General features: G+C 68.6%; 19 protein-coding genes and 2 pseudogenes. 9 read left to right on the top strand and 12 right to left on the bottom strand.

Features of this window, described 5'->3' with window-relative positions:
• Window positions 1–74: 74 nt before the first annotated feature.
• The 3 genes from BLA15945_RS25375 to BLA15945_RS25365 all read right to left on the bottom strand — a co-directional run bounded on the left by BLA15945_RS25375 (window position 75) and on the right by BLA15945_RS25365 (window position 3,296).
• Window positions 75–1,094, bottom strand: a complete 1,020-nt coding sequence (locus BLA15945_RS25375; protein ID WP_174993653.1) for a cyclase family protein — start codon at window positions 1,092–1,094, stop codon at window positions 75–77.
• Between the two features lie 86 nt (window positions 1,095–1,180).
• Entirely contained in the window at window positions 1,181–2,461 is a 1,281-nt protein-coding gene (locus tag BLA15945_RS25370; protein WP_174993652.1) for a CaiB/BaiF CoA transferase family protein, read from the bottom strand.
• A 70-nt stretch (window positions 2,462–2,531) separates the two neighbouring features.
• Window positions 2,532–3,296 carry an IclR family transcriptional regulator gene (locus tag BLA15945_RS25365; RefSeq protein WP_059242310.1) on the bottom strand — a complete coding sequence of 255 codons (765 nt, stop codon included), beginning with the start codon at window positions 3,294–3,296 and terminating at the stop codon, window positions 2,532–2,534.
• Window positions 3,297–3,528: 232 nt separating this feature from the next.
• Between BLA15945_RS25365 and BLA15945_RS25360 the strand changes: the two genes are divergently transcribed.
• The 3 genes from BLA15945_RS25360 to BLA15945_RS25350 all read left to right on the top strand — a co-directional run bounded on the left by BLA15945_RS25360 (window position 3,529) and on the right by BLA15945_RS25350 (window position 7,218).
• A complete protein-coding gene (locus tag BLA15945_RS25360; RefSeq protein ID WP_174993651.1) occupies window positions 3,529–4,431 on the top strand; it encodes an HpcH/HpaI aldolase/citrate lyase family protein in 903 nt (300 codons plus the stop codon).
• 190 nt (window positions 4,432–4,621) lie between these two features.
• Window positions 4,622–5,704 carry a porin gene (locus BLA15945_RS25355; RefSeq protein WP_059242314.1) on the top strand — a complete coding sequence of 361 codons (1,083 nt, stop codon included), beginning with the start codon at window positions 4,622–4,624 and terminating at the stop codon, window positions 5,702–5,704.
• Between the two features lie 44 nt (window positions 5,705–5,748).
• A complete protein-coding gene (locus tag BLA15945_RS25350; RefSeq protein ID WP_174993650.1) occupies window positions 5,749–7,218 on the top strand; it encodes an MmgE/PrpD family protein in 1,470 nt (489 codons plus the stop codon).
• A gap of 20 nt (window positions 7,219–7,238) precedes the next feature.
• Here BLA15945_RS25350 and BLA15945_RS25345 read toward each other — a convergent pair whose 3' ends face one another.
• From BLA15945_RS25345 to BLA15945_RS25305, 9 genes and pseudogenes are all read right to left on the bottom strand, one after another.
• A complete protein-coding gene (locus BLA15945_RS25345) occupies window positions 7,239–8,168 on the bottom strand; it encodes a LysR family transcriptional regulator (protein WP_174993649.1) in 930 nt (309 codons plus the stop codon).
• Between the two features lie 292 nt (window positions 8,169–8,460).
• Complete coding sequence (locus BLA15945_RS25340; protein ID WP_174993648.1) at window positions 8,461–9,480, bottom strand: cyclase family protein; 1,020 nt, start codon at window positions 9,478–9,480, stop codon at window positions 8,461–8,463.
• Window positions 9,477–10,958, bottom strand: a complete 1,482-nt coding sequence (locus tag BLA15945_RS25335) for an MmgE/PrpD family protein (protein ID WP_174993647.1) — start codon at window positions 10,956–10,958, stop codon at window positions 9,477–9,479. Before BLA15945_RS25335 ends, BLA15945_RS25340 begins: the two co-directional genes overlap by 4 nt.
• On the bottom strand, window positions 10,955–11,827 hold the full coding sequence (locus BLA15945_RS25330; RefSeq protein ID WP_059242321.1) for an HpcH/HpaI aldolase/citrate lyase family protein: 873 nt from the start codon (window positions 11,825–11,827) through the stop codon (window positions 10,955–10,957). Before BLA15945_RS25330 ends, BLA15945_RS25335 begins: the two co-directional genes overlap by 4 nt.
• On the bottom strand, window positions 11,824–13,062 hold the full coding sequence (locus BLA15945_RS25325) for a CaiB/BaiF CoA transferase family protein (protein WP_155627366.1): 1,239 nt from the start codon (window positions 13,060–13,062) through the stop codon (window positions 11,824–11,826). Before BLA15945_RS25325 ends, BLA15945_RS25330 begins: the two co-directional genes overlap by 4 nt.
• 103 nt (window positions 13,063–13,165) lie before the next feature.
• Window positions 13,166–14,329, bottom strand: coding sequence for a quinone oxidoreductase family protein (locus tag BLA15945_RS25320; protein ID WP_059242533.1), 1,164 nt, complete (start codon window positions 14,327–14,329; stop codon window positions 13,166–13,168).
• A 58-nt stretch (window positions 14,330–14,387) separates the two neighbouring features.
• Entirely contained in the window at window positions 14,388–14,975 is a 588-nt protein-coding gene (locus BLA15945_RS25315; protein ID WP_048246495.1) for a hydrolase, read from the bottom strand.
• 8 nt (window positions 14,976–14,983) lie between these two features.
• A complete protein-coding gene (locus BLA15945_RS25310) occupies window positions 14,984–16,480 on the bottom strand; it encodes an MFS transporter (RefSeq protein ID WP_174993646.1) in 1,497 nt (498 codons plus the stop codon).
• Window positions 16,481–16,868: 388 nt separating this feature from the next.
• A pseudogene (locus BLA15945_RS25305) lies at window positions 16,869–17,120 on the bottom strand (UTRA domain-containing protein); the annotation flags it as partial.
• Window positions 17,121–17,248: 128 nt separating this feature from the next.
• On the opposite strand from BLA15945_RS25305, the pseudogene BLA15945_RS25300 reads away from it, so the two are divergent.
• The 6 genes and pseudogenes from BLA15945_RS25300 to BLA15945_RS25275 all read left to right on the top strand — a co-directional run.
• A pseudogene (locus BLA15945_RS25300) lies at window positions 17,249–17,482 on the top strand (integrase core domain-containing protein); the annotation flags it as partial.
• A 253-nt stretch (window positions 17,483–17,735) separates the two neighbouring features.
• Window positions 17,736–19,430, top strand: coding sequence for a 5-guanidino-2-oxopentanoate decarboxylase (locus BLA15945_RS25295; RefSeq protein ID WP_217468168.1), 1,695 nt, complete (start codon window positions 17,736–17,738; stop codon window positions 19,428–19,430).
• Window positions 19,427–20,899: an aldehyde dehydrogenase family protein gene (locus BLA15945_RS25290; protein WP_174993645.1), complete on the top strand. Its 1,473-nt coding sequence runs from the start codon at window positions 19,427–19,429 to the stop codon at window positions 20,897–20,899. Before BLA15945_RS25295 ends, BLA15945_RS25290 begins: the two co-directional genes overlap by 4 nt.
• Window positions 20,900–21,049: 150 nt before the next feature.
• Complete coding sequence (locus BLA15945_RS25285; protein ID WP_059241011.1) at window positions 21,050–22,147, top strand: ABC transporter substrate-binding protein; 1,098 nt, start codon at window positions 21,050–21,052, stop codon at window positions 22,145–22,147.
• 4 nt (window positions 22,148–22,151) lie between these two features.
• On the top strand, window positions 22,152–23,078 hold the full coding sequence (locus tag BLA15945_RS25280) for an ABC transporter permease (RefSeq protein WP_174993644.1): 927 nt from the start codon (window positions 22,152–22,154) through the stop codon (window positions 23,076–23,078).
• Entirely contained in the window at window positions 23,075–23,917 is an 843-nt protein-coding gene (locus BLA15945_RS25275; protein ID WP_059241013.1) for an ABC transporter permease, read from the top strand. The genes BLA15945_RS25280 and BLA15945_RS25275 overlap by 4 nt, the downstream gene beginning before the upstream one ends.
• Window positions 23,918–23,939 lie beyond the last annotated feature (22 nt).

Here is a 23,939-nt window from a genome sequence, read left to right as displayed (position 1 = left end):
TCGATGATCCGCCCGCGCGGCCGGCGCGAAGCGGCGGACAAGGCGCCGGCGCAGCGTGCGCGCGGCGCCGGCGTTCAGACGGTGGCGACCGGGTTGACCGGCGACCCGACGAGCCCGCGCAGGTGCAGCGGCGGCGCGGTCAGCAGGAAGCGATTGCGCCGGTGCGCGCGCAACCATTCGGCAAGCGGCGTCAGGTGCCATAGCTCGCCGAGATGAATGCCGAGCTTGAACAGGCACAGCTCGTGCAGCGGCATCAGCGCGCCGGGCCGCTCGCGCGCCGATGCATTGCGCGGTCGCTCCTCGACCGCGTGGTTGTCCGCCGCGAGTGCCGCGAGCCCCGATGCGGCGATCCATTCGAGCAGACGCGGGTCGTTGCCGTCGAGCACGCAGCACAGGTCCGGCGCGCCGGGCTCGCCACGCGCGTCGGCGTCGAGCAGACGATCGGCGAAACCCGTGTGCACGCACACGATGTCGCCGCGCTCGACGACCACGTCGTCCGCGCGCAGCACCGCCATCCATTCCGCGTAGCCGATCTTGCGCCGCTCGTCGCCGAAGTGGCGGCGCAGGTCGACCAGCACACCGCGCCCCTGCACGCCGGCTTGTGCCATCACCTCGATGCCGAGCGCACCCGCACCGCCGCGCGGCGCGCCCGCTTCGGGCACGTGGATGTGCTCGTCCATCCGGTAGCCGTTGTAGAACACGCGGGCTGGCTCGCCGTCACCCGCCGGATCGAACAGCGAGCCGACGTGCGACAACGCATCCCATTGCGTCGAGAACTGCGAGTGCATGCAGAACGAGTCGTCGCAGACCACGTCGGTTGCGTTCGCAACCTGTTCGTCGGCCCGATAGCCGAAGTATGGCTTGTCGCCGAGCAGCGCCGGCATGATCGCCGGCGGCCGGCGCCGTGCGTTCAGACCGCCGCCGCGCGGCACGTCGAGCGGCAGGCTCAGAGAAAACACGCGGCCTTCGCGCACCTCCGCGACGCCGCGCAGCACCGCGTCGGCCGTCAGCCAGTTCAAGCGCCCTTTCTGATCGTCCGGGCCGAAATCGCCCCAGTTCGAGCCGGGCGGCCGATGGGTCCAGCGTGGTTTCATGGTGTCTCCTCCATGCCATATCCAGGGTGTGGCGGCAGGCGCGCACGGCCGTCCTTCGCGGCCGTGTCGCGCCCGAGGTTTCGCGGCTAGCGCGTGCGGATCACGCCCAGCCCGGCGAGCCGCTCGTATTCGTGTTCGCCGAGTAGCGGCAGCAGGATCTCGCGATTGTTCTCGCCGAGCGCGGGCGCCGGCCGGCGGAACGTGCCCGGCGTGGCCGACAGGCGCGGCGTGATGTTGTGCATCGGCAGGCTGCCGACGTCGTCGTCCGGCAGCTCGACGAGCGCCTCGCGTTCGATCACGTAGTGATCCTGAACGATCTGCGCGATGTCCTGGATCGGCCCGACCGTCACGCCCGCTTCTTCGAAAAACGCGAGATTGGCGTCGAGATCGCGCGCGGCGATGAATTCGCCGACGATCGCATCGAGCGCCTCCGCGTGCTGCACGCGCTGCACGTTGGTCGCATAGCGTGGATCGTCGATCAGCTCCGCGCGGCCGATTGCGCGGAACAGCCGCTCGGCCATCGCCTGCGTCGAGCTCGACAGGCACAGCCACTTGCCGTCGCGGGTGCGATACGCGTTGCGTGGCGCGGTGTTCGACGAGCGGCTGCCGGTGCGCGCCTTGATCTCGCCCGTCATCACGTAGTTCGCGGCGGCCGGCCCGAGGATCGACAGCAGCGGCTCGAACAGCGACACGTCGATCACCTGCCCCGCCGCGCCGTGCTGGTCGCGCGCATGCAGCGCGACCAGCACGGCAAGCGCGCCGGACAGCCCGGCCGTCATGTCGCCGAGGAACATCGGCGGCAGCACCGGCTCGCGATCGGCGAAGCCGTTGATCGCCGCGAACCCCGCGTACCCTTCCGCGAGCGTGCCGAAGCCCGGCTTGTGGCGATACGGCCCCGTCTGCCCCCAGCCGGAGATCCGTGCGATCACCAGTTCCGGCCGGATCGCGAGCAGGTCATCCGGGCCGAGCCCCATCTTCTCGGCGACGCCGGGCTTGAAGCTCTCGACGAACACGTCCGCGTCGCGCACCAGCCGGCGGACGATGTCGATCCCCTCGGGCGTGCGCAGGTCGACGCACACGCTGCGCTTGTTGCGCCCGTACACCTTCCAGTTCGTGCTGATCCCGCCCGCGCCGACCGCGCGCAGCGTATCGCCGCGCTCGCTCTCGACCTTCACGACGTCCGCGCCGAAATCGGCGAGCTGCACGCTCAGCATGTTGCCCGCCATCAGGCGCGACAGGTCGACGACGCGCACGCCCGCAAGCGGCCCCTGCGCGCTGGCGTCGAACGGTTTCGGACGGATCGGGCCGGTGGACGCGCGACGGCGCGCGCCGGCCGCGTGCGCGGCCTGCGTGTCGGGAACGAACATGCTTGTCTCCTGGTTGGTGTGTGCGTCGTTCGATACGGACTTCGAAGTGCGCGCTCAACCGCGCGCGGCACTACTCGAGCAGCGCGCCGAGCTGGTCGGCCGCGCGGAACGCCGCGCCCGCGGCGGGCAGATCGCCGCCCAGCGCATGCGTCAGCTCGGCGGCGGCCGCCTGCACACGCGGCAGGTAGTCGGCCAGCACCTTCTTGTTGAAGCGATAGCGCGGCACGCCGAGCGAGATCGCGCCGCTCAGCACGCGACCAACGCCGAACGCCGGGCACGCGATCGCCGCGCTTTCCGGGTCGCGCTCGGCGATCGATACCGCGTAACCCTGCTCGGCCGTCTTCTCGTACTCACCGCCGCGCGTGCCGCTGAACGCGAGCAGCACGCGCCCGGCCGCGCCGACGTCGAGCGGGAAGCGGTCGCCCTCGCGCAGATGCGTGCGCACCGAGCGCTGCGCCTGGATGCGGAACAGGCACACGCGCTGGTCGCCTTCGCGCACGTAGAACGCGGCGGTCTCGCCGGTTTCCGCCGACAGCGTCGACAGGATCGGCATCACGTACTCGCGCAGCTGGAACGACTCGCGATACATCATCCCCAGCTGGAACACGGCGGGCCCCAGCACGTAGCGCCCGTCCGGCAGGCGCTTGATGAAGCGGAACTGCTCGAGCGACTCGAACATCCGCAACAGCGTGCTCATGTTGAGCCCCGTCTCCTCGCTGACCTGCGCGAGCATCAGCCCGCCGGGCGCGTTGCCGAACGCCAGCAGCGCAGTCAGCGCGCGGTTGACCGCGGCCACGCCGCCTTCTGCCGGATTGCTTGTCTCCACCTTGCTCATGTCCACCTCGTGCGATGCCGGGCATCCGTGCCGCGCCGTGTTGGCCGGCACTCAAAAAAATGAAAGTCACTTTCATTATACGCAGATCATCGATGGCATCAACATGAATCCGCACGGCTTCGTTCGCTCATCGTCGCGCAATCTCCTTGGAAACTAGGCGTTAACGATAATCTTGACGAATGCCATCATCCATCACAAAAATGAAAGTGACTTTCATTTTTAGAGATCGACGATGGATTCTTCGCATCAACCTGCCTGGCGCTCGCTGCTGTACGTCCCCGCCCACATCCCCCGTTTCGTCGCATCGGCCACCGCGAGCGACGCCGACGCGCTGATCCTCGATCTCGAGGACAGCGTCCCGGCCGCGTGCAAGGCGGCCGCCCGCGACGGGCTGGCCGACGCCGTGCCGGCGTTGCGCACGCCCGGCCGCGATGTGCTGGTGCGCGCCAACGGCCCGCTCGACCTGCTGGTGCCCGACCTGCGCGCGGCCGTCCGGGCCGGCGTGGACGGCGTCGTGCTGCCGAAGGTGCGCGGCAGCTCGCACGTCGAGGCGATCGACGAGCTGCTGGCCGCGCTCGAAGAGGAAACCGGCGCCCCGCCCGGCGGCACGCGGATCGTCGCGATCGTCGAAACGCCGCGCGCGTTCCAGGCCATGGACCGGATCGCGCGGGCGTCGCCGCGCGTCGTCGCGATGATGCTGGGCGGCGGCGACTTCGCGCTGAACTGCGAAAGCGGCGCGAGCGCCGACGTGCTGCGCGTGCCGAAGCAGTTGCTGATCATCGCCGCGCGCGCGGCCGGCATCCTGCCGCTCGGCCTCGTCGGCGGCCTCGACGAGCTGCGCGATCTCGACGCGTTCGAGCGCATCGCGCGCATGTCCGCGGAACTCGGTTATGCGGGCGCGACCTGCATCCATCCGCTGCAGGTCGGTGCGCTCAACCGCGCGTTCCGACCCGACGACGACGCGGTGCGCGACGCGAACGCGGTGCTGGCCGCCTACGACGACGCGCGCGCGAACGGGCGCGGCGCGCTGCGCGTCGACGGCAGGATGGTCGACGCGCCCGGCGTCGCCCGCGCGAAGCGCGTGCTCGCGCGTCACGCAGCCGTGCAGGCGCGTACCGGCGGCACGCCCCGGTGATGCACGTGCCGCCCTTCATGGCCGCGCTTCGTCCCTGTGCATGCGCAGGTCGCGCAATGCGCGCGTGCGTCGCGCCACGACGCCACCCGTTCGCCGCCCGGCCCGGATAGCGTCGCCCCGCAGCACCGTCGCGCCGCTCGACCGGCGCGACGCCGCAATCCAATAAATAAACCCACGAAGGAGACAAGCCATGGGCAAGCGGATGTCCGCACTGTGCGGACTGGGCCTCGTATCGGCCAGCGCCTGCGCGCAGAACACGATCACGCTGTACGGCGTGGCCGACGTCTATACGGAATTCCTCACCCACCAGGCCGCGCCCGGCAATAACGCGTCGGCATCGCTCGTGCGGATGGCGTCGGGCGGCAAGAGCGGCTCGCGCTGGGGCCTGAAGGGCGTCGAGGAGCTCGGCGGCGGCTGGCAGGCCGCGTTCCGGCTCGAAAGCGGCATCAACCTGAACAACGGCACCGGCACCGGCGCGGGCGGCTTCGACCGCTCCGCGTGGGTCGGGCTGCAGCACGAGCGCTGGGGCGCGCTGCGGCTCGGCCACCAGTACACGACGCTGTTCGACGTCATGGAGCACTATTCGCCGACGGGCGCGTACTCGACGCTGTACGAGCCTGCCGGCGCGATCGTCGGTGTCAACTTCCGCGAGAACAACGTCGCCAAGTACCTCGCGAAGATCGGCGCGCTGACGCTCGAAATGCACTATTCGTTCGGCGGCACGCCCGGCGCGTTCCAGTCGAACGCCGCCTACGGCGCCGGCTTCGACTATGCCGGCGGCGCATTCTCGGTCGCCGCCGCGTTCGACAACGTCAACACGCCGCAGCCGGGCGGTTTCGCGCATTTCCGCCGCTACGCCGCCGCCGCGATCGCGTCGATCGACCGCGTGCAACTGCTGGCCGGCGTCACGCACGGACAGAGCGGCGTCGCCGCGCCATCGGTCGTGACGAGCTACACGTTCTGGTGGGCCGGCGTGCGCTACGCGATCACCCCTTTCCTGCAGGCCATCGGCGCGTTCTATTACGAGGACATCCGCGCGCAGAATCCGCCGAACGCGCAGACGCCCGCACCGCACCCGGCGAACCCGCAGCAGGTCACGCTGCAGTTGAACTACTTCCTGTCGAAGGCCGTCACGGTGTACCTGGCAGGCGGCTACGCACGCCGCGCCGCGCTCGATTTCGACAACTACAACTACAACTTTCTCCACTACACGCTGGCCGGCGACCGCGCCAGCAGCGCGGGCGCGGCACTCGGCCTGCGCAAGCTGTTCTGAGCCCGCCTCTCCCCCCGTTTCAGGAACCTCCGGAGCCACGCACCATGAACCGCCGCCACTTCCTTTCCACGCTGACCGGCACGGCGCTCGCGCTGCCGTTCGCCCACGCCCGCGCCGGCGCGCTGCCGGCCGCCGGCGTCACCACCGGCCGCCCCGATCTCGCGCAGCAGCTCGCCGACTACGCGGCCGGGCTGCAGTATCGCGACCTCGACGACGCGACGGTCGAGACGATCAAGGCGCACCTGATCGACGCGCTCGGCTGCGCGATCGCCGCTCACGACGAACGCCCGGTGCGGATCGCGCGCGATGTGGCGCTTGCGTCGCCGGGCGGCGTGTCGACCATCGTCGGCACCCGCGAGCGCACGAGCCCCGATCTCGCCGCGTTCGCGACCGGCACCGCGCTGCGCTACTACGATTTCAACGACGCCTACGCCGGCAAGGAGACCGGCCATCCAAGCGACAACATGTCCGCGTGCCTCGCCGTCGCCGAAGCGCAGCATGCGAACGGCCGCGACCTGATCCTGTCGATCGCGATCGCGTACGAGATCGCGTGCCGGCTGATGGACGCCGCCGCGATCAGCCCGCGCGGCTGGGACCACACGTGCTACAGCCTGCCCGCCGTCGCGCTCGCCGCGGGCAAGCTGATGCGCATGCCCGCGCCGCAGCTGGTGCAGGCGGTGAACCTGTCGATCAACAGCCATCTCGCGCTGAACCAGACACGCGTCCAGCAGTTGTCGAACTGGAAGGCGCTCGCCGATGCGGACGCCGCGCGCAACGCGGTGTTCTCGACGCAGCTCGCGCGCGCCGGGCTGACCGGCCCCGCGCCGATCTTCGAAGGCATGGCGGGATTCTTTCCGCAGGTGTCCGGCCCGTTCGCGGTCGATACACGCGAATTCGGCGGGCGCGGCGGCGCGTTCCGGATCGGCAAATGCTTCGTGAAGTTCTATCCCGCCCAGGGGCTCACGCAAACGGCGATTCCGGCCGCAGTCGACGTCGCCGCGCAGGTCGGCGACCTGCGCCGCATCCAGCGCATCGAGATCGACACGACCGAGGTCGGCTACGTGACGGCCGGCCGCGACCGCGAAAAATGGGCGCCATCGACCCACGAGACCGCCGATCACAGCCTGCCGTACATCGTCGCGCGCGCGATGCTCGACGGCGACATCACGACCGAGAGCTACCGGCACGACGCGCTGCAGGATCCGGCGCTGCGCGCGCTGATCGAGCGGATCACGGTGCGCGAGGACCCGTCGCTGACCGCGCGTTATCCGGCGCAGGCACCGAATCGCGTGACGGCCGTGTGCGAAGACGGCACGACCTGCACGAAGCAGGTGGACGACCTGCCCGGCTCGCCGACGCGGCCGATGCGGCGCGACGACTACGTCGCGAAGTTCACGAAGAACTGCCGGCGGCACTGGAACCCGGCACAGATCCACGCGGCGCTCGACTACCTGTGGCGGCTCGACGAGCAGCCCGACGTCGCGTCGCTGCCGCCGCTGCTCGTCGTCGGCTGACCGGCGTGCTCGGCCTACGCCTAAGCCTCCGCCGCGACGACGTGCCGCTCGAGCGCTTCCGCGACCTCGACGATGCGGCCGCGCAGCCACGCGTGCGCGTTGCTGCCGTCGTAGCGGCGGTGCCAGTACAGCGACCACGCGACGGGCTCCATCGCGAGCGGCAGTTCGCGGATCACGAGCCGCGCATCGTCGAGGCTCAGCGCGTGCCGCTCCGACATGATCACCGCGTACGGCAGCGCATCCAGCATGTTCGGCACGACGAGCCAGTGCGGCACGTTGAGCACGATACGCCGCGTGCAGTTCATGGTCGCGAGCAGGTTGTCGATCAGGCTGTGGTCGACCGGGTTGATCGTCACGTTGAGGAAGTCGAGCGCGAGGAATCGTTCGAGCGTCAGCGGCGCGGCCGCGTCCGGATGGCTGCAACTCATCACGCAGACCATCCGGTCATGAAATACGATGCGCGACGACAGCGTGCCCGAATGTTCGAGGCCGGCGCTGATCGCCAGGTCGAGCAGCCCCGATTCGAGCGCGTCGGCGGTCCGGGTGGCACTCATATGCACGACGTCCATGCCGATATTCGGGCTGGTCAATCGCATGCAGCGCAGCAGGGCCGGAAGCAAAAGCAATTCGGTGAGATCCGACATGCGCACCGTAAAATGGCGCTCGGACGTAAATGGATTGAATTGATAATCCGATTCAAATAATTCCTCGATTTGTTGCATGATTTGTCGAATCGGCATGGCCAGCGCCTGCGCGCGCGGCGTCAACTCCATGCCGACCGCCGTGCGCGCGAGGATCTCGTCCTTGAACAGGAATCGCAGCCGCGCCAGCGCGTTGCTGACGGCCGGCTGCGTGAGGCCGACCTTCTGGCCGGCCCGTGTGACCTGCTTCTCCGTCAATAGCGCATCGAGTATGACCAGCAGGTTCAGATCGATCGAACGTAGATTCATGTTTGCGACCATCCACTAAACAGGTTAATCACCGCCTCCGATTACGATTGCGAAATTCTGCAATCGGAGCAATCCCCAGATATTTAGTGCAATGCACAAGAATAGTCCAATCTTGACGTATCTATATTTTTAGGTATCGGACGATATTGGTTAAGTTTTCAAATTAATGGGTCCGTTTCACGTTGATTCTTCTGAATACCGTGCCAATCGGCCATTTAATTCGCGATTTTCGCAACCCTGTCGCGTTGCAAAAAAATGCGGGCGGCGGCCGCCACAGCCGCCGCCCGCAGGCTCAAACGGTCGCGACAGGATTCGCCGGCGCGCCGACCAGGCCACGGATATGCAACGGCGGCGCGGTCAGCAGAAACCGGTTCCGGCGGTGCGCATGCAACCAGTTCGCGAGCGGCGTCAGGTGCCACAGCTCGCCGAGGTGAATGCCGAGCTTGAACAGGCACAGCTCGTGCAGCGGCATCAGTGCGCCCGGCTGCGGGAGCGGCTGCGCATTCTGCGGACGTTCCTCGATCGCATGGTTGTCGGCCACGAGCGCGGCCAGCCCCGATTCGTCGATCCATTGCAGCAGCCGCGCATCGCTGCTGTCCAGCACGCACGCGCTCGCGACCGTCGCCGGCGATCCGCCGTCGTCGTTCAGCAGCAGATCGGCGAAGCCGGTGTGAATGCAGACGATGTCGCCGCGCTCGACCTGCACGCGGTCCGCCTCCATCACCTGCATCAACTGCGCGAAGCCGACCTTGGTGCGCGCATCGCCGAAATGACGCCGCAGGTCGATCAGCACGCCGCGCCCCTGCACGCCCGTCTGCGCCATCACCTCGATGCCGAGCGCGCGCGCGCCGCCCGTCGCGTCGCCTTCCTGCGGCACCCGCAGATGTTCGCCCATCCGGAAACCGTTGTAGAACACGATTTCAGGCACGCCGTCGTCGTCCGCGTCGAACACGCCGCCCACGTGCGACAGGCCGTCCCATTGCGTCGAGAACTGCGAGTGCATGCAGAACGAGTCGTCGCAGACCACGTCGGTTGCGTTCGCAACCTGTTCGTCGGCCCGATAGCCGAAGTACGGCTTGTCGCCGAGCAGCGCCGGCATGATCGCCGGCGGCCGGCGCCGCGCGTTCAACCCGCCGCCGCGCGGCACGTCGAGCGGCAGGCTCAGCGAGAACGACAGTCCTTCCCGGACTTCGGCAACGCCCTGCCGCACCTTGTCGGGCGTCAGCCAGTTCAGCCGCCCCTTCTGATCGTCGGGACCGAAATCGCCCCAGTTCGAGCCGGGCGGCCGCTTTTTCCAGCGCGGTGCATTCAAGATCGGTGTCCTCCTTCAGTACCTGACGTCAGCGCCGCAAGCAGGTCGAGCGGCGCATCGTCGGCGAGCGCCTGCACCGCGTCGCGCAGCGCGAGCGCGCGCTCCATGCCGAGCGCCGAACTCGCCGCCAGCACGAATTTCGCGGTGAGCTCCTGTTCGGTCAGCGGCCGCGAATTCGTGCCCTTGCTCGACTCGATCCGCGCCTCGCGCACCTGCCCGTCGCGCAGCTCGACGCGCAGCACGGCCGGCAGGAAGTTCGGAAAGCGCGTGTCGCACCACGGATCGGCCACGCAGCGCACCTTCGCGGCCAGCGCGCGCCGTGCGGGGTGCTGCGCAAGCGCATCGTCGAAATCGTCGAACCAGACGCCGAGCCCGCCGCCGCCGAGCAGCGCCGCCGCGACTGTGTACGGCCCCGAGAACGCCGCCGCATAACCGGTCGGCGGATTCGCCTTCAGCTCGGCCGGCTCGCCGATCGTGCGCAGCGTCGACGTCGCGACCCGCAGCTCGGCCGACACCACGTCGTCCGCCGTCACGCCTTGCGCCTTCAGCTGCAGCGCCGCGTCGATGCCCGGATGCGTGAAGTGGTTGCACGGATAGGGCTTGAAGATGATCCGGCTCGTCTCCCATTCGTCGCCGAGGCCGCGCAGCACCGCGTCGACGTCGGCGAGGTCGCCGCACCACGCGTGGAAGAAACCGAAGCGGCCTTCGAGCGCGGTCGGCGGCGCGGTTACGCCCGCGCCCGCCAGTTCCGCCGCGCTCACGCCCGCGTGCGCCGCCCAGCCGCAGTGGATCCGCTTCACCGAGCCGCCGGTGCGGTTCGCTTCGAGCAGGCCCGCGCCCATGCTCGCGGCAATGCCGAGCGCCGCCGCGATCTGCGCGGCGTCGAGCCCGAACAGCATCGCCGCGGCCGCCGCCGCGCCGACCGTGCCGCAGATCGACGTCGCGTGCTGGCCGCGCTCGAAGAACACCGAATTGCCGAGCTGCTCGTTGTAAGCGGCGACACCGAGCCGGATGCACACCTCGGTGCCGACCGTGATCGCATCGAGCAGCGCCGCACCCGACGCGCCGCTCGCCTGCGCGGCGGCGAGCGCGGCCGGAATCACGGACGCGCTCGGATGCAGCACCGAGCGCATGTGCGAATCGTCGAAATCCATCGCATGCGCGAGCGTGCCGTTGACGAGCGCGGCGCTCGCGGCCGGCAGCCGGTCGGGCGCGCCGATCACGCTCGCCGGGCCGGTGCCGCCCCAGCGCCGCGCGACCTGCAGCACCGACTGCGCGACCGGTTCGTCGTGCGCGATCAGGCTGTTGCCGACCACGTCCAGCACGCGCGCGGCGGCCTCGACGCGCAGCCTGCGTTCCAGCCCTTCGGCGCGCACCTCCGCCGCAAAGCGGCCGAGCGCGCCGACGATGCCGTCGGGCGGCAAGGGCCGGTTCGTCGCGGCCGCTGCCGGAGCGGAAAGCGTTTCGGGTGTGCTCATGCCAGTGCTCCACTGAGTCGAAGATTGTTCGCGAGCGCGAGCGTCACGCGTGCGTTGGCGATCAGCGGCGGCGCGACCACGCGGCCGTCCGGCAGCACGAACACCGACGACGCCGAGGCCTTGCCGGCCGCCGCATCGACCGCTTCGAGCACGCGCTCGGCCGCGCGGATCTCGTCCTCCGACGGCGTGAACACCTCGTTGATCACCGCGAGCTGCGACGGATGGATCGCGAAGCGGCCGAGGAACCCCATCGATTTCGCGCGCAGCGTCGATTCCTTCAGTCCGTCGAGATCGGGCAGCGTGTGATAGACCGTCTGGATCGGCCCGTTCAGCCCCGCCGCGCGCGACACGACCACGCAGCGCGCACGGCACACCTCGAGCGTGAAGTTGTCGACGCCGATCTGCAGGTCCGCGCGCAGGTCGCTCTCGCCGAGCCCGATCCGTTCGAGCCGCGGCGACGCGGTCGCGAGCTGGTAAGCCGTCTCGACGCCGTACGCCGACTCGATCAGGATCTGGATGCCAGCCTCGCAGCCGAGCGCGTCGAGCCAGCCCGCGACCTCCTGGATATGCTGCGGCAGGTCGCATTTCGGCAGGCGCAGCGCCTGCAGCGCCGGCTGCGCGATCGCCTCGACGTCGTCGCGGCACCACGGGCTGCCGATCGGGTTGATCCGCACGTAGGTCGGCTTCGGCGGGCCTTCCGCGAGAATCGCGGCGGCCGCCTGGCGTGCCTCGGCCTTGTGGCTGGCCGGCACGGCATCCTCGAGGTCGAGCACGATGGCATCGGCTTCGCTTGCATACGCCTTTTCCACCACCTGCGCCTTGTGCGCGGGCACGTAAAGGTAACTGCGGTAAGTTGCGCTGGTTTTCATATCACGCCTCGTTCGGTCAAATCGGCGATCTCGCGCCGCTCCAGTCCCAATGCGCCGAATACTTCGTCGTTGTGCGTGCCGCGCGCAGGTCCTCCCCAGCGGATCGCGCCGGGCGTGTCGGACAGCCGGAACGGCACGTTGTGCGTGCGGAACGCGCCAAGCTCCGCGTCGGGCACCGACACGACCGAGCCGAGCGCCGCGTACTGCGGATCGCGCAGCACGTCGGCGACGTCGTAGATCGGCGCGACCGCCGCCTGCGCGCGCTCGAATTCGGCGATCACCTCGTCGCGCGTGCGCTGCCCGATCCAGCCGCCGACCGCCGCATCCAGCTCGTCCGCGTGCTTCGCGCGCTCGGCGCCGTTCGCGAACCACGGTTCGTCGATCAGGTCCGCGCGGCCGACGAGGCGCATCACGCGCTCGGCGATGCTGTGCGCAGACGTCGACAGCGCGACCCACTTGCCGTCCGACGTGCGGTAGACACCGCGCGGCGAATTGTTCGGTGAACGATTGCCTGTACGCTCGGGCACCCGGCCCGTCTGGTCGTAGCTCGCGACTTGCGCGCCCATCGCGGCAAGCATCGTCTCGATGATCGCGAGATCGACGACCTGGCCGCGCCCGGTCTGCTCGCGCGCCTTCAGCGCGGTCATGATCGCGAACGCGGCGGTCAGCCCCGCGACCGTGTCGGCAAGCGGAAACGACGGCAGGAGCGGCGGCCCGTCCGCCTCGCCGGTGATCGACGCGAGCCCGCTCATCGCCTCGGCCAGCGTACCGAAGCCCGGCCGGCTCGCATACGGGCCGAACTGGCCGAAGCCCGTTACCCGCACGAGCACGAGCCGCGGGTTGATCGCGGACAGCACGTCGTAGCCGAGCCCCCAGCGTTCGAGCGTGCCGGGCCGGAAGTTCTCGACGACCACGTCCGCCTGCGCCACCAGTTCGCGGAAGATCCGCTGGCCGTCGGCCGTGCCGAGATTCAGCGTGACCGCCCGCTTGTTGCGCGCGAGCACCTTCCACCACAACGGCACGTCGTCGCGACGCGCGCCGTACTTGCGCGCCGGATCGCCGTCCGGATGCTCGACCTTGATCACGTCGGCGCCGTAGTCCGCGAGCATCGTCGCCGAGAGCGGGCCCGCGAACAGCGTCGCGGCGTCGATCACGCGAATGCCGTCGAGGGGCGCCCGTTTGGACGTGTCCGACGCCGCGCCGGCGTCGACGTCCCCGATTTCCACAGTGGCCATGCCGTTCTCCAGTCAAATGGATTGCACGGCGCGCCGCGCGCCGGCATCGTCTGCATGACTAATCAACATGCAAAGATGCGGGGCGCGGCGCGCGACCTGTCGCTCAGACGGCGTTGATCCGGTAGATCGGGAAATACGTCTGGATCTTCCCGTTCAGGTAGTCGGACGCGAGCTTCGGCACTTCGTCGAAATCGAAGATCTCGGTCGGCTCCTCGCCGATCCAGCCGCTCGTTTCCTGGAAGTCGCGGATCGTGATGCTGTCGTCGTAGCGCCACGCGTGCGTGTGGATGTGCAGGCGGCGGTTGATGCATTCCGTCGCGCGCAGGTTCCACAGGCGCATCCCGGTCTTCCAGCCGACCGTCGTGACGATGCCGGTGCGGCCGACCACGCGCATCGTCGAGCGATACAGCGCGCCGCCGAGGTTGTCGAGGAAGATCGCGACGCCGCGGCCGCCGCTCAGTTCCGCGATCGTCTCCGCGAACACGCGCTCCGACTCGCGATAGCTCGCCTGATACTCGGGATCGGTCTTGTAGCGCTCGTCGTCATACGCGAGATTCGGGAACTTGCGGCGATCGACCGGCGTGATGCCGAGCTTCGCGAGCTCCTCGAGGCGCCGGTCGTTGCTCGCCGTCATCGCGACGCGAAAGCCTTCGCGCTTCGCGAGCTGCAGTTCGGCGAGCGTCGTGCCGCCGCCCCAGCCGAATACCAGGTAGTCGGCCGGATCGACGTCCGGCAACTGCGAGCGCCAGCACGCCGACGCCACCTTCCAGTTGTCCCACGCGGTGAAGTAGCGGCCGTACGTCGCCCATTGCAGCAGCGAATGCCGGCTGTCCGTCGGCACCGCCACGAGGTTGTCGGCGCGCATCTTGGTCCGCTGCGCCATCACGCCGATCGTGCCCGGCGCGTCGTACGCGTAGACGAGTTCGGCGAACCCGTATTCGTCGCGCTTGCCGAACGGCATCACCATGCAGATCTCGCCTTCCTTCAGCGTCTTCACGCCGCGGCCGCGCTCGACGATGCGCACCAGCGCACCGTTGCCGAGCACGATCTTGTCCTCGCGGCGCTGCCGGCAGATGTCGACCGGATTGCGCGACAGCGCGTGGTCGAGGTTCGCTTCCCACGATCCGTACAGCGGCTCGACCAGCACCTCGCCGGCTTCCAGATCGGAGAATTCGAAGGTTTCGCGACGCAGCTCGCCCGCCACGGGCGCCTGCTTCTTGCTCGGTTCCGGTCCTGCGTAAAGAACCCATGCATCGGTCTTGATCATCGTCATGCCTCGTTAAATGGCTCTGTATGAATGGTGCACGCCGAACACGCCGCTTCGTTCAGCGCGAAAACGCCTGCTCCAGTGCCGCCTCCACGTCGGCCGTCGCGGCCACCTGCCCGAGCTTCGGGAAGATCTGCGTCAGCGCGAAGGTCTGCGCGTCGGTGGACGACGTGCTGACCGCGTCGCTGACGACGACGACGTTGTAGTTGTTCTCGTATGCCTGGCGCGCCGTCGATTCGACGCCGATGTTGGTTGCGATCCCGGTCAGCACGATGTCCGTGATGCCGCGCCGGCGCAGCTGCACGTCGAGGTCGGTGCCGGTGAACGCGCCCCACTGGTGCTTCGTCACGACGATGTCGGACGGCGCCACGCCGAGCGCCGGCGCGAACGCGCTCCATTCGGGATCGAGATTCGGCGGCGCCGACGGCGCATCCGTCTTGACCTTCAGCGCCACGCCGCCGTCCGGCTGGTAGCTTGTGTGCACGTAGATGACGGGAAGCTGCAGCGCGCGGAACGCGGTCGCGAGCTCGACCGTCTTCGCCACGACCTGCGCACCGGTGTACGGCACGACCGGCAGCGACACGATGCCGTTCTGCAGATCGATGGCGACCAGGGCAACCGTGCGATTGAGCGTCGGAATGGACATGTAACACCTCACTTCTGTTGGGAGATGGAAGAAGCGGCGGCATCCAGGTGCCGGCTCGATGCCGCGTTGAGCAGCAGCAGCACGCTGATGACCGCCAGGACAATGGCCAGCTCGCGCAGGCCGCGATCGCTCGCCGGATGGCCGAGCGCCAGCCCGACGAGCGCAAACGACAGGCTGCCGCCGACATACTGCGCGGTGCGGTACAGCCCCGAGGCCGTGCCGATCCGGTCGTGCGGCGCGCTCTGGTAGAGCGCCGCCTGGTTGCCGAGATTGTTGAAGCCGTTCGGTACGCCGAACACGATCGACAGCAGCACGATCGACCAGACCGGCATCGCGCTGGTGAGGAGACTCATCACGACGCTGCCGACGCACAGCATCGCGGAGCCGATGATCAGCACCGGCCGCGAGCCGTGACGGTGTGCGAGGCGGGTCGCGAACATCGTCGCCACGGTGCCGATCCCGGCGACCGGCAGCATCACGAGGCCGGCATCGGCGGCGGACAGGTGCTTGGCTTCCTGCAGCCACATCGGCAGCGCATAGAAGATCGCGTAGAACACCGCGTAGGTGCCGACGCAGCGCAGGTACGTGCTCGTGAGTGCACGGTTGTCGCTCAGCATGCGGATGTCGATCAGCGGCGTCGCGGCCCGCCGCTCGCGCCCGACGAGCATCGGGCACAGAACCAGCGTCGCAACCAGCAGCAGCCAGTCGGGCTCGTGCGTTACCGATTGCAGGAACAGCAGCAGGCTCGCGAGCGTCAGGACGAACAGCGCGACGCCCGGCAGATCCAGCTCCTTCAGCGTGCCCCGCAGCGTGCGGCGTTCCTGCGCGCCGCGCGGGACGACGTCGGCCGGAATCCACAGCCACGCCAGCACGAAGGCCAGCAGCACGATCGGCACGTTGATCCAGAAGATCGCGCGCCAGCCGGCGAACTGCACGAGCGCGCCGCCAAGCGGCGGCCCGAACGCGACGGCCACCTGTGCCGCGACCGAGATCGCGCCGAGGCCGCCCGTCGGCGTCGCGCCGTTCGCGTGTCGCTGCGACCAGGTGCGGATCATCGCCATGCCGGCCGGATACGCGGCGGACGTGCCGATGCCGAGCGCGACGCGCGATGCGATCAGCCACTCGAGCGACGGCGCGAACGGCGCGAGCGCGGACGCGATCAATACGATCGCAAGGCCGATGCAGAAAATCCGCTTCGCACCGAACCGGTCGGCGAGCCGCCCCATCGTCGGCTGGCCGACCGCCGTCGCGAGATAAAGGCCCGACACGAGCCACATCGTGTCGATGCGTTCATGCCCCTGCGGGTTGAACGCCTGCTGGATGCTGACGAGCGCGACCGCGATCATCGACGAGTTCAGCGCGTTGAGCAGCGTCCCGAGCACAATCGGACCCACCAGCCGGGTCGGCAGGCGCAGGCCCGCCGCGCGTGCATTTCCGCCGCCTGCCGGCGGGACGCCGGGGCGCGAGGGTGACGCTTCCGCTGGTCGATCGGGAGTCGTTTTCATGGCATCGTCAAGGAGTGGATTCGCTTCGTTCGAGCAAATTCGAACGTGCGTTCACCTTACCGGGACGATTGCCGTGAATGAAATGGATTGTTGCGATGCACAGATTCGTCGCTTGAATGCAGATCGCGAGCCGGATGTGCAAAAGCGGCCACGGCAGGTCGGGAATAACGACGGAAAACTCGCCGTACCCCTTGTCGGACGGCCTTATCCCGGGAGCGCGACGAATCTTGCCGGGTGCATACGAAATGATTTGCCCCGGCGTACCCCCACCGGCTGATGACCGTTTTATGCGGCAGTGCGGCGAGAATTCAGAGCAGTCGCTCTAGACCGGCACGATGAAACGCATATCGCTACGTGGGATTGAGCCGCCGGGTGGCAACCTGCAGGCTCACACCTTCCCCGCCAGATGAAACCGCGATGCCGGATGCCACAAGCGCACCGACGTCGCGACATGCTCGTCGACCCACGTGGGGCGCCTCAATAACAGACACGGCTCGCCGATTTCCATCACGAGGCGCCGGCGCACCTGCGCGTCGGGCTTCTGCGCGTAGATCCGGAACTCCGCGCGCTGGATCGGCGCAAGCCGCACCATGTAGTGATTCGGCGTCTCGACCGTGAAGTCCTGTTCCAGATACGCGGGATGACCTGATGCGTTTCTTGTAGCCATTTGGCAAGTGAGTTCTCTTTTATCCTGGAAGCAAGGAGAACTCGATGAAGAAGCGATTTACCGACGAGCAGATCATCCGCATCTTGCGAGAGGCCGAGAGGCCAGGCAGTCCGTGGCAAAACGGGTTCGTCGAGAGCTTCAACGGCAAACTGCGTGACGAATTGCTGAACCGGGAATGGTTCCGCAGCCGCGCCGAAGCCAAGGTGCTCATCGAACGCTGGCGACCGCTCTACAACGAGCGTCGACCCCATAGCGCACATCGCTATCAACCTCCCGCCACGGTCCGTCGAGCCTGGCTGGATTCCGATAATATCGACGCGAGACTCACTGCCTGATTGGCTACAAAATTCCGCCGCAGGTCAAATCCACGCTGGGCGCGCACGCTGCTGACGTAAGCCGGTTCAGTGATTTCTTCGCGGGAATACTTTCCCGCGGTTTGGCGATGTGTCGTCTCCGCCATGCACGGCGCTCATGCCGCGCATGAAAACTAATCGATTGTTGGCGCCCCGGATCGACGCCGACAATCCGCTTCATGCCCCTCGCTTGCGGTACGGGCCACTCACCCTCCCAACCGACACCCCACGATCCATGAACCATCCTGCCACCGTCTCCTGCATCGCCGAGGCCCGTACGGCCACGGCGGCACCGTTCACTGCCCACCCCCGCACCTGTGGCGAAGCGCTCGTCGACCTGCTCGAGCGCCAGGGCGTCGAATGCGTGTTCGGCATTCCCGGCGTGCATACCGTCGAGCTCTATCGCGGCCTGGCCGCCTCGTCGATACGCCATGTAACGCCGCGCCACGAACAGGGGGCCGGCTTCATGGCCGACGGCTACGCACGCGTCACGGGCCGGCCGGGTGTCTGCTTCATCATCACCGGGCCGGGGATGACCAATATCGCGACCGCGATGGCACAGGCCTACGCGGATTCGATCCCGATGCTGGTGATCTCGAGCGTCAACGCACGGCGCGAACTCGGCAGCGGCGACGGCCGCCTGCACGAACTGCCATCGCAGCGCGACGTGTTTGCGGGACTCACCGCGTTCTCGCACACGCTGCTCGACGCGGCCGACCTGCCGCAGGTGCTCGCGCGCGCATTCGCGGTTTTCGAAGGCGCGCGGCCGCGGCCCGTGCATATCGAAATTCCGCTCGACGTGATCGTGATGCCGGCACCGGCGCTGCCCGCCGCGCCGCTCGCGCTGCCCGCGCGACCCGCGCCGGATGCGAATGCGCTCGGGGCGGCCGCCGACCTGCTCGCGCACGCGCGCCGGCCGCTGATCCTCGCGGGCGGCGGCGCCATCCGCGCAGCGGCGGAACTGCGCGAACTCGCCGAACGCCTGCACGCGCCGGTCGCGCTGACGATCAACGCAAAGGGGTTGCTGCCGGCCGGCCACCCGTTGCTGATCGGCTCCACCCAGTCGCTGCCGGCCACCCGCGCGGCGATCCGCGACGCCGACGTGGTGCTCGCCGTCGGCACCGAGCTTGGCGAAACCGATTACGACGTCACGTTCGACGGCGGCTTCGCGATCGACGGCCGGTTGATCCGCATCGACATCGACGCGCAACAGCTGATGCGCAACGCACGCGCGGAAATCGCCATCGCCGGCGATTCCCGGCTGGCGCTCGGCGCGCTGTCGACCCGACTGCACGAACGGCCGGCGCCGACACCCGAGGCCGGCTGGGGCGCGCCTCGAGTGGCCGCTGTGCGCGCCGCGATCGCATCCGGCCACGACGGCCCCGCGCGCGCGCAGGCGCGGCTGATCGACACGATCGTCGCGGCGCTGCCCGGCGCGATCGTCGCGGGCGATTCGACGAGCCCCGTCTACGTCGGCAATTTCACGCACGATGCGCCGGCGCCACGCAGCTGGTTCAACTCGTCGACCGGCTACGGCACGCTCGGCTACGGGCTGCCCGCCGCGATCGGCGCCAAGCTTGCCGCGCCTGCGCGGCCGGTCGTATGCCTGATCGGTGACGGCGGCCTGCAGTTCACGCTGCCGGAGCTCGCGAGCGCGGTCGAGGCACGCGTGCCGGTGATCGTGATCGTCTGGAACAACCGCGGCTACGGAGAGATCCGCAAATACATGGTCGCGCGCGACATCACGCCGGTCGGCGTCGATCCCTATACGCCCGATTTCCAGGCACTCGCACGCGGTTTCGGCTGCGCGGCGCAAGCAGCCGCGACGCCCGACGCGCTGTCCATGGCGCTGCGCGACGCCGCAACACGCGCGATTCCGACCGTGATCGAAATCGACGAGGCAACCTGGTTCGGTCAGGTGCAGCAATGAGCACGACGCCCGATCTCGCGATCGATCCGCCTCTGCACACGCACCATTTCATCGACGGTACGTGGCGCACGAGCTTCAGCGGCGCGACGCTGCCCGTCGTCGATCCGTCGACGGAAGCGGTCCTCGCCGACGTTAGCGCGGGCGGCGAGGCAGACGTCGAGCGTGCCGTGCAAGCCGCATCGCGCGCGTTTTCCGGCTGGAAACGCACAACCGGCGCCGTGCGCGCGGCCCTGCTCCGCGCGATCGCACGCGGTGTCGAAGCGCGCCGCGTGCGGCTCGCGACACTGCAGTCGCTCAACAACGGCAAGCCATTCGCCGAAGCCGAGATCGACGTCGCGGACGTGATCGCCACCTTCGACTACTACGCAGGCCTCGCGGACCGCCTCGACATGGACGGCGAAACCGAGGTGCCGCTGCCCGGCGGCGACCATCGTGCGTGGATCCGGCGTGAACCCGCCGGCGTCGCCGCGCTGATCGTGCCGTGGAATTTCCCGATGGTGACGACCGCGTGGAAGCTCGCGCCCGCGCTCGCGGCCGGTTGCACCGTCGTGCTGAAGCCGTCCGAGATCACGCCGCTGCCCGAACTCGAACTCGCCGCGATCGTCGCCGAGGCCGGCCTGCCGCCTGGCGTGCTGAACGTCGTGACGGGCACCGGCCACGATGTCGGCGCGCGGCTGTGTGCGCATCCGCTCGTCGCGAAGGTGTCGTTTACCGGCAGCACGGCGGTCGGCGCACAGGTCATGAAAACGGCCGCCGACACGATAAAGGGCGTCGGCCTCGAACTCGGCGGCAAGTCGTCGATCGTCGTGTTCGACGATGCCGATCTCGATCATGCGGTCGAACTGATCGCGGGCGGCGGCCTCTTCAACGCCGGGCAGATGTGTTCGGCAACCTCGCGCGTGCTCGTCGCCGCCCCGCTCGCCCGCGAGCTGATCGCGCGCCTCGCGCGGCGGATCGACGCGACCGTCGTCGGCCCGCCGTTCTCGCCCGGCGTGCAGATGGGTCCGCTGACGAACCGCGCGCAATACGAACGCGTGAAGCGCCACATCGCGCAAGGCCGGGCCGACGGCGCGCGGCTCGTGACGGGCGGCGACGTGCTCGACGGCCCCGGCTACTTCATCCGGCCCGCGCTGTTCGCCGACGTGCCGGCCGACAGCACGCTCTGGTATGAGGAAATCTTCGGCCCGGTGCTGTGCGTACGCGCGTTCGACACCGAAGACGACGCGATCGCGGCCGCCAACGATACCGAGTACGGGCTCGTCGCCACCGTCGTCACGCGCGACACGGCACGCGGCAAGCGGGTCGCCGACGCGCTCGAGGCAGGCGTCGTGTGGATCAACACGCCGCAGCTGATCTATCCGCAAACCTCATGGGGCGGCTACAAGCGCAGCAGCATCGGACGCGAGCTCGGTCCGTTCGGGCTGGCCGCGTTCCAGGAGATCAAGCAGGTCATGTTGCCGGCCCGCTGAGGTCGCGCAGCCCATGCGTTTATGTCATGCCGCGCATGCGGATATTTCGTTTGTTGCGGAAATTTGACCTCCCTACAGTTCATCCACACCCCGCGCCGCCGTTCGGCGAGCGGCATCGAACCACACGGCATCGTTCATCAGGAGACGGCCATGCAACACTTCAAGGCGGGCAGAAGGCAGGTGATCAAAACCCTCGGCACGGCACTCGCCGCATCCGCCCTTCCGATGCCGTTCATCAGTACTGCGAAGGCACAGTCGAGCAGCTTCGCCGGCAAGACGCTGCGCCTGCTCACCTGGTCGGACGATACCGGCGCGGCCGCGCTGCGCAACATCGCGGAAACCTTCAGCAAGCAGACCGGCGCACGCGTGATCGCCGATCGTGCGGACGGCACGTCGGGCATGGTCGCGAAGGTCAAGGCCGCGGGTGAACGGCCGACCTACGATGTCATCACGCTCGCCGGCGTGGGCGCGGCGGGTCTCGCCGATGCGGGCCTGCTCGCGAAGCCGGACCTGAACCGGCTGCCGAACCTGAAGGACGTCGCGCCGCAATACCGCACCGGCGCGAACGGCTTCGGCATCGGCTACCTGCTGTGGTCGGACGGGCTGATCTACAACACGGCGACCGTGAAGAGCGCGCCGTCGAGCTACGAGGCACTGTGGGATCCGAAGTATGCGGGCCGCCTGTTCCTGCCGCCGCCCGAGTGGGCCGAAGCGGTCGACCTCGCGATCATCGCCGCGAAGCTGGCCGGTGGTTCGCAGCAGAACATCGATCCGGGATTCAGGAAGCTCGCGCAGTTGAAGGATCGCGTGATGACGCTCGGCGAAAACCCGAACCAGGTAGCCGACCTGTTCCGCACCGGCTCGCTCGACATCGGCGGCATCTATTCGCCCGCGTTCTTCCCGGACCAGATCCGCAAGCCCGACTACAAGATGGGCGTGACGTACGGGATGAAGGAAGGCTTCGCGACGCAACTGATGTTCACCGTGATCCCGAAGGCGCACCCGGGCGACCTCGACCTGATTCATGCGTTCATCAACCATTCGCTCGACGCGGGCGTGCAGGGCCGGATGGCGGCCGATGTGCTGAACGGCCCGGTGAACGGCAAGGCCGTGATTCCCGCGGAAAGCCGCGCGTTCGTGCCGTCGCCGCAGCAGATCGCGGAGAAGGCCTTGCTGCACGACGACAAGGCGCTCGCGGCCGTCCAGCCCGCGTGGATCAAGCGCTACACGGGCCTCTTCTCGGCATAACGACATGGCCTCCCTGCCCTCCCCCCGCGATGCAGGGTCGGCCGGCGCCGGAACGGCCGGTGCCGACCCCGACACCGCCGCCGCGCTGGCCGGCATGCCGCCGTGGCTGCTGCTCGCACCGATCCTCGCGTTCCTCGCGGTGCTTGCCGCCGCGACGCTCACGGTGTTGCGAATGAGCGTCGGCGTGTCCGGCGACGAATGGCGGACCTTCACGCTGCAGAACTACGCCGATCTCGCGGATCCGTACTTCACGACGTCGCTGTGGCTCACGCTGCGTCTCGCGTTCCAGAGCATGGTATGCGCGGTGCTGCTCGCGATCCCGGTTGCGCTCGCGATGGCGCGCACCGAATCGCGGCTCGCGCGCCGGCTGCTACTCGCCGGCGTACTGCTGCCGCTGCTCGTGAACCTGCTGCTGCAAGGGTACGGCTGGCTCGTGATGCTCGGCCCGGCCGGGTTGCTCAACCGCGCGCTGCTCGCCACCGGCATGATCGGGCGGCCGCTGCAATTGCTGTACCGCGAGCACGGCGTGCTGCTCGGCCTGATCCAGACCGCGTTCCCGCTCGCGGTGCTGCCGCTGTCGAGCGCGCTGCGCGCGGTGTCCCGCGCGTACGACGAAGCCGCCGCGACGCTCGGCGCGAGCCGCTGGCAAACGCTGCGGCACGTGACGCTGCCGCTCGCGATGCCCGGCCTCGTCTCGGGTGCGCTGCTCGTGTTCGCGTACAACGCCAGCGCATTCGCGGTGCCGCTGCTGCTCGGTGGCCGGCGCGTGCCGATGCTCGCGGTGCTCGTGCACGACCAGGTCGCACCGCTGCTCAACTGGCCGGCCGCATCGGCATCGGGCATCGTGCTGATGGGCGCGACGCTCGTCGTCATGGCGGTTTCCCAGCGCCTCGTGCGCACCCTGCAACGTTCCGGCGAGGTGAACCGATGAACGCCCTGCTCCTGCGCACGCCCATGCCCGGCCGCCTCGGACGCGTAACGGGGGCACTCGCGACGCTCGTGCTGTTCCTCGCCGCGCTGCCGATCCTGACGATGATCACGATGTCGTTCGGCGCGTCGGGCACGCTCGAATTCCCGCCGCGTGAATTCAGCCTGCACTGGTATCGCGCCGCATGGCAGACGTTCGTCTCGTCAGACGCGGGCAGCGCGCAGTCGATGGGCGCCGCGTTGACGACGAGCCTCGTCGTCGCGGTCGCGACGATGCTGATCGCGACCGCCGTGTCGGTACCCGCGGCGTACGCACTGTCGCGCTACCGCTTCCGCGGCAAGACGCTCGTCGAGCAGCTCGTCGCGCTGCCGATCGTCTATCCGCTCGTGATGCTCGGCCTCGCGCTGCTGATCGTGTTCAACGCGCTGCCGGTCGAACTCGGCATCGCGCGGCTCGTCGTCGCCCACGTGATCCTGACGCTGCCGTTCACCGTGAAGAACTGCGCCGCCTCGGTCGCCTCGATCGGCCCCGACTTCGAGGAAGCCGCGTGCCTGATGGGCGCGAGCCCGCGCCGCGCGCTCGTCGACGTCGTGCTGCCACTGATGCGGCCCGGCATTCTCGCCGGGATGCTGTTCGCGTTCATCGTGTCGTTCAACGAATTCACGGTGACGTTCTTCCTGTACAGCATCGACACGATGACCCTGCCCGTCTGGCTCTACAGCCGCACCGTGTCGTCGCTCGACCCGACCGTGTTCTGCTTCGCCGTGTTCACCGTCGCGATCGACTTCGCGCTGATCTGGATGCTCGAAAAACTCGTCGGCGACAAGGGCGTCGCGCTCTGACGCGCGCCCTGCCCCGCTCCCG

Source organism: Burkholderia arboris, from assembly GCF_902499125.1.
Classification (GTDB): domain Bacteria; phylum Pseudomonadota; class Gammaproteobacteria; order Burkholderiales; family Burkholderiaceae; genus Burkholderia; species Burkholderia arboris.
Note: the sequence above shows the minus strand (reverse complement) of the source record. Positions and strands in the feature narration are given on the sequence as shown.

Bases quoted from the DNA above. Each gene is read 5' to 3' on its own strand.
- BLA15945_RS25330 (WP_059242321.1), bottom strand. From the start codon at position 11,827: ATGAAAACCAGCGCAACTTACCGCAGTTACCTTTACGTGCCCGCGCAC.
- BLA15945_RS25350 (WP_174993650.1), top strand. From the start codon at position 5,749: ATGAACCGCCGCCACTTCCTTTCCACGCTGACCGGCACGGCGCTCGCG.
- BLA15945_RS25325 (WP_155627366.1), bottom strand. From the start codon at position 13,062: ATGGCCACTGTGGAAATCGGGGACGTCGACGCCGGCGCGGCGTCGGAC.
- BLA15945_RS25370 (WP_174993652.1), bottom strand. From the start codon at position 2,461: ATGTTCGTTCCCGACACGCAGGCCGCGCACGCGGCCGGCGCGCGCCGT.
- BLA15945_RS25345 (WP_174993649.1), bottom strand. From the start codon at position 8,168: ATGAATCTACGTTCGATCGATCTGAACCTGCTGGTCATACTCGATGCG.
- BLA15945_RS25295 (WP_217468168.1), top strand. From the start codon at position 17,736: ATGAACCATCCTGCCACCGTCTCCTGCATCGCCGAGGCCCGTACGGCC.
- BLA15945_RS25280 (WP_174993644.1), top strand. From the start codon at position 22,152: ATGGCCTCCCTGCCCTCCCCCCGCGATGCAGGGTCGGCCGGCGCCGGA.
- BLA15945_RS25355 (WP_059242314.1), top strand. From the start codon at position 4,622: ATGGGCAAGCGGATGTCCGCACTGTGCGGACTGGGCCTCGTATCGGCC.
- BLA15945_RS25375 (WP_174993653.1), bottom strand. From the start codon at position 1,094: ATGAAACCACGCTGGACCCATCGGCCGCCCGGCTCGAACTGGGGCGAT.
- BLA15945_RS25360 (WP_174993651.1), top strand. From the start codon at position 3,529: ATGGATTCTTCGCATCAACCTGCCTGGCGCTCGCTGCTGTACGTCCCC.
- BLA15945_RS25365 (WP_059242310.1), bottom strand. From the start codon at position 3,296: ATGAGCAAGGTGGAGACAAGCAATCCGGCAGAAGGCGGCGTGGCCGCG.
- BLA15945_RS25275 (WP_059241013.1), top strand. From the start codon at position 23,075: ATGAACGCCCTGCTCCTGCGCACGCCCATGCCCGGCCGCCTCGGACGC.
- BLA15945_RS25290 (WP_174993645.1), top strand. From the start codon at position 19,427: ATGAGCACGACGCCCGATCTCGCGATCGATCCGCCTCTGCACACGCAC.
- BLA15945_RS25285 (WP_059241011.1), top strand. From the start codon at position 21,050: ATGCAACACTTCAAGGCGGGCAGAAGGCAGGTGATCAAAACCCTCGGC.
- BLA15945_RS25335 (WP_174993647.1), bottom strand. From the start codon at position 10,958: ATGAGCACACCCGAAACGCTTTCCGCTCCGGCAGCGGCCGCGACGAAC.
- BLA15945_RS25315 (WP_048246495.1), bottom strand. From the start codon at position 14,975: ATGTCCATTCCGACGCTCAATCGCACGGTTGCCCTGGTCGCCATCGAT.
- BLA15945_RS25310 (WP_174993646.1), bottom strand. From the start codon at position 16,480: ATGAAAACGACTCCCGATCGACCAGCGGAAGCGTCACCCTCGCGCCCC.
- BLA15945_RS25320 (WP_059242533.1), bottom strand. From the start codon at position 14,329: ATGATCAAGACCGATGCATGGGTTCTTTACGCAGGACCGGAACCGAGC.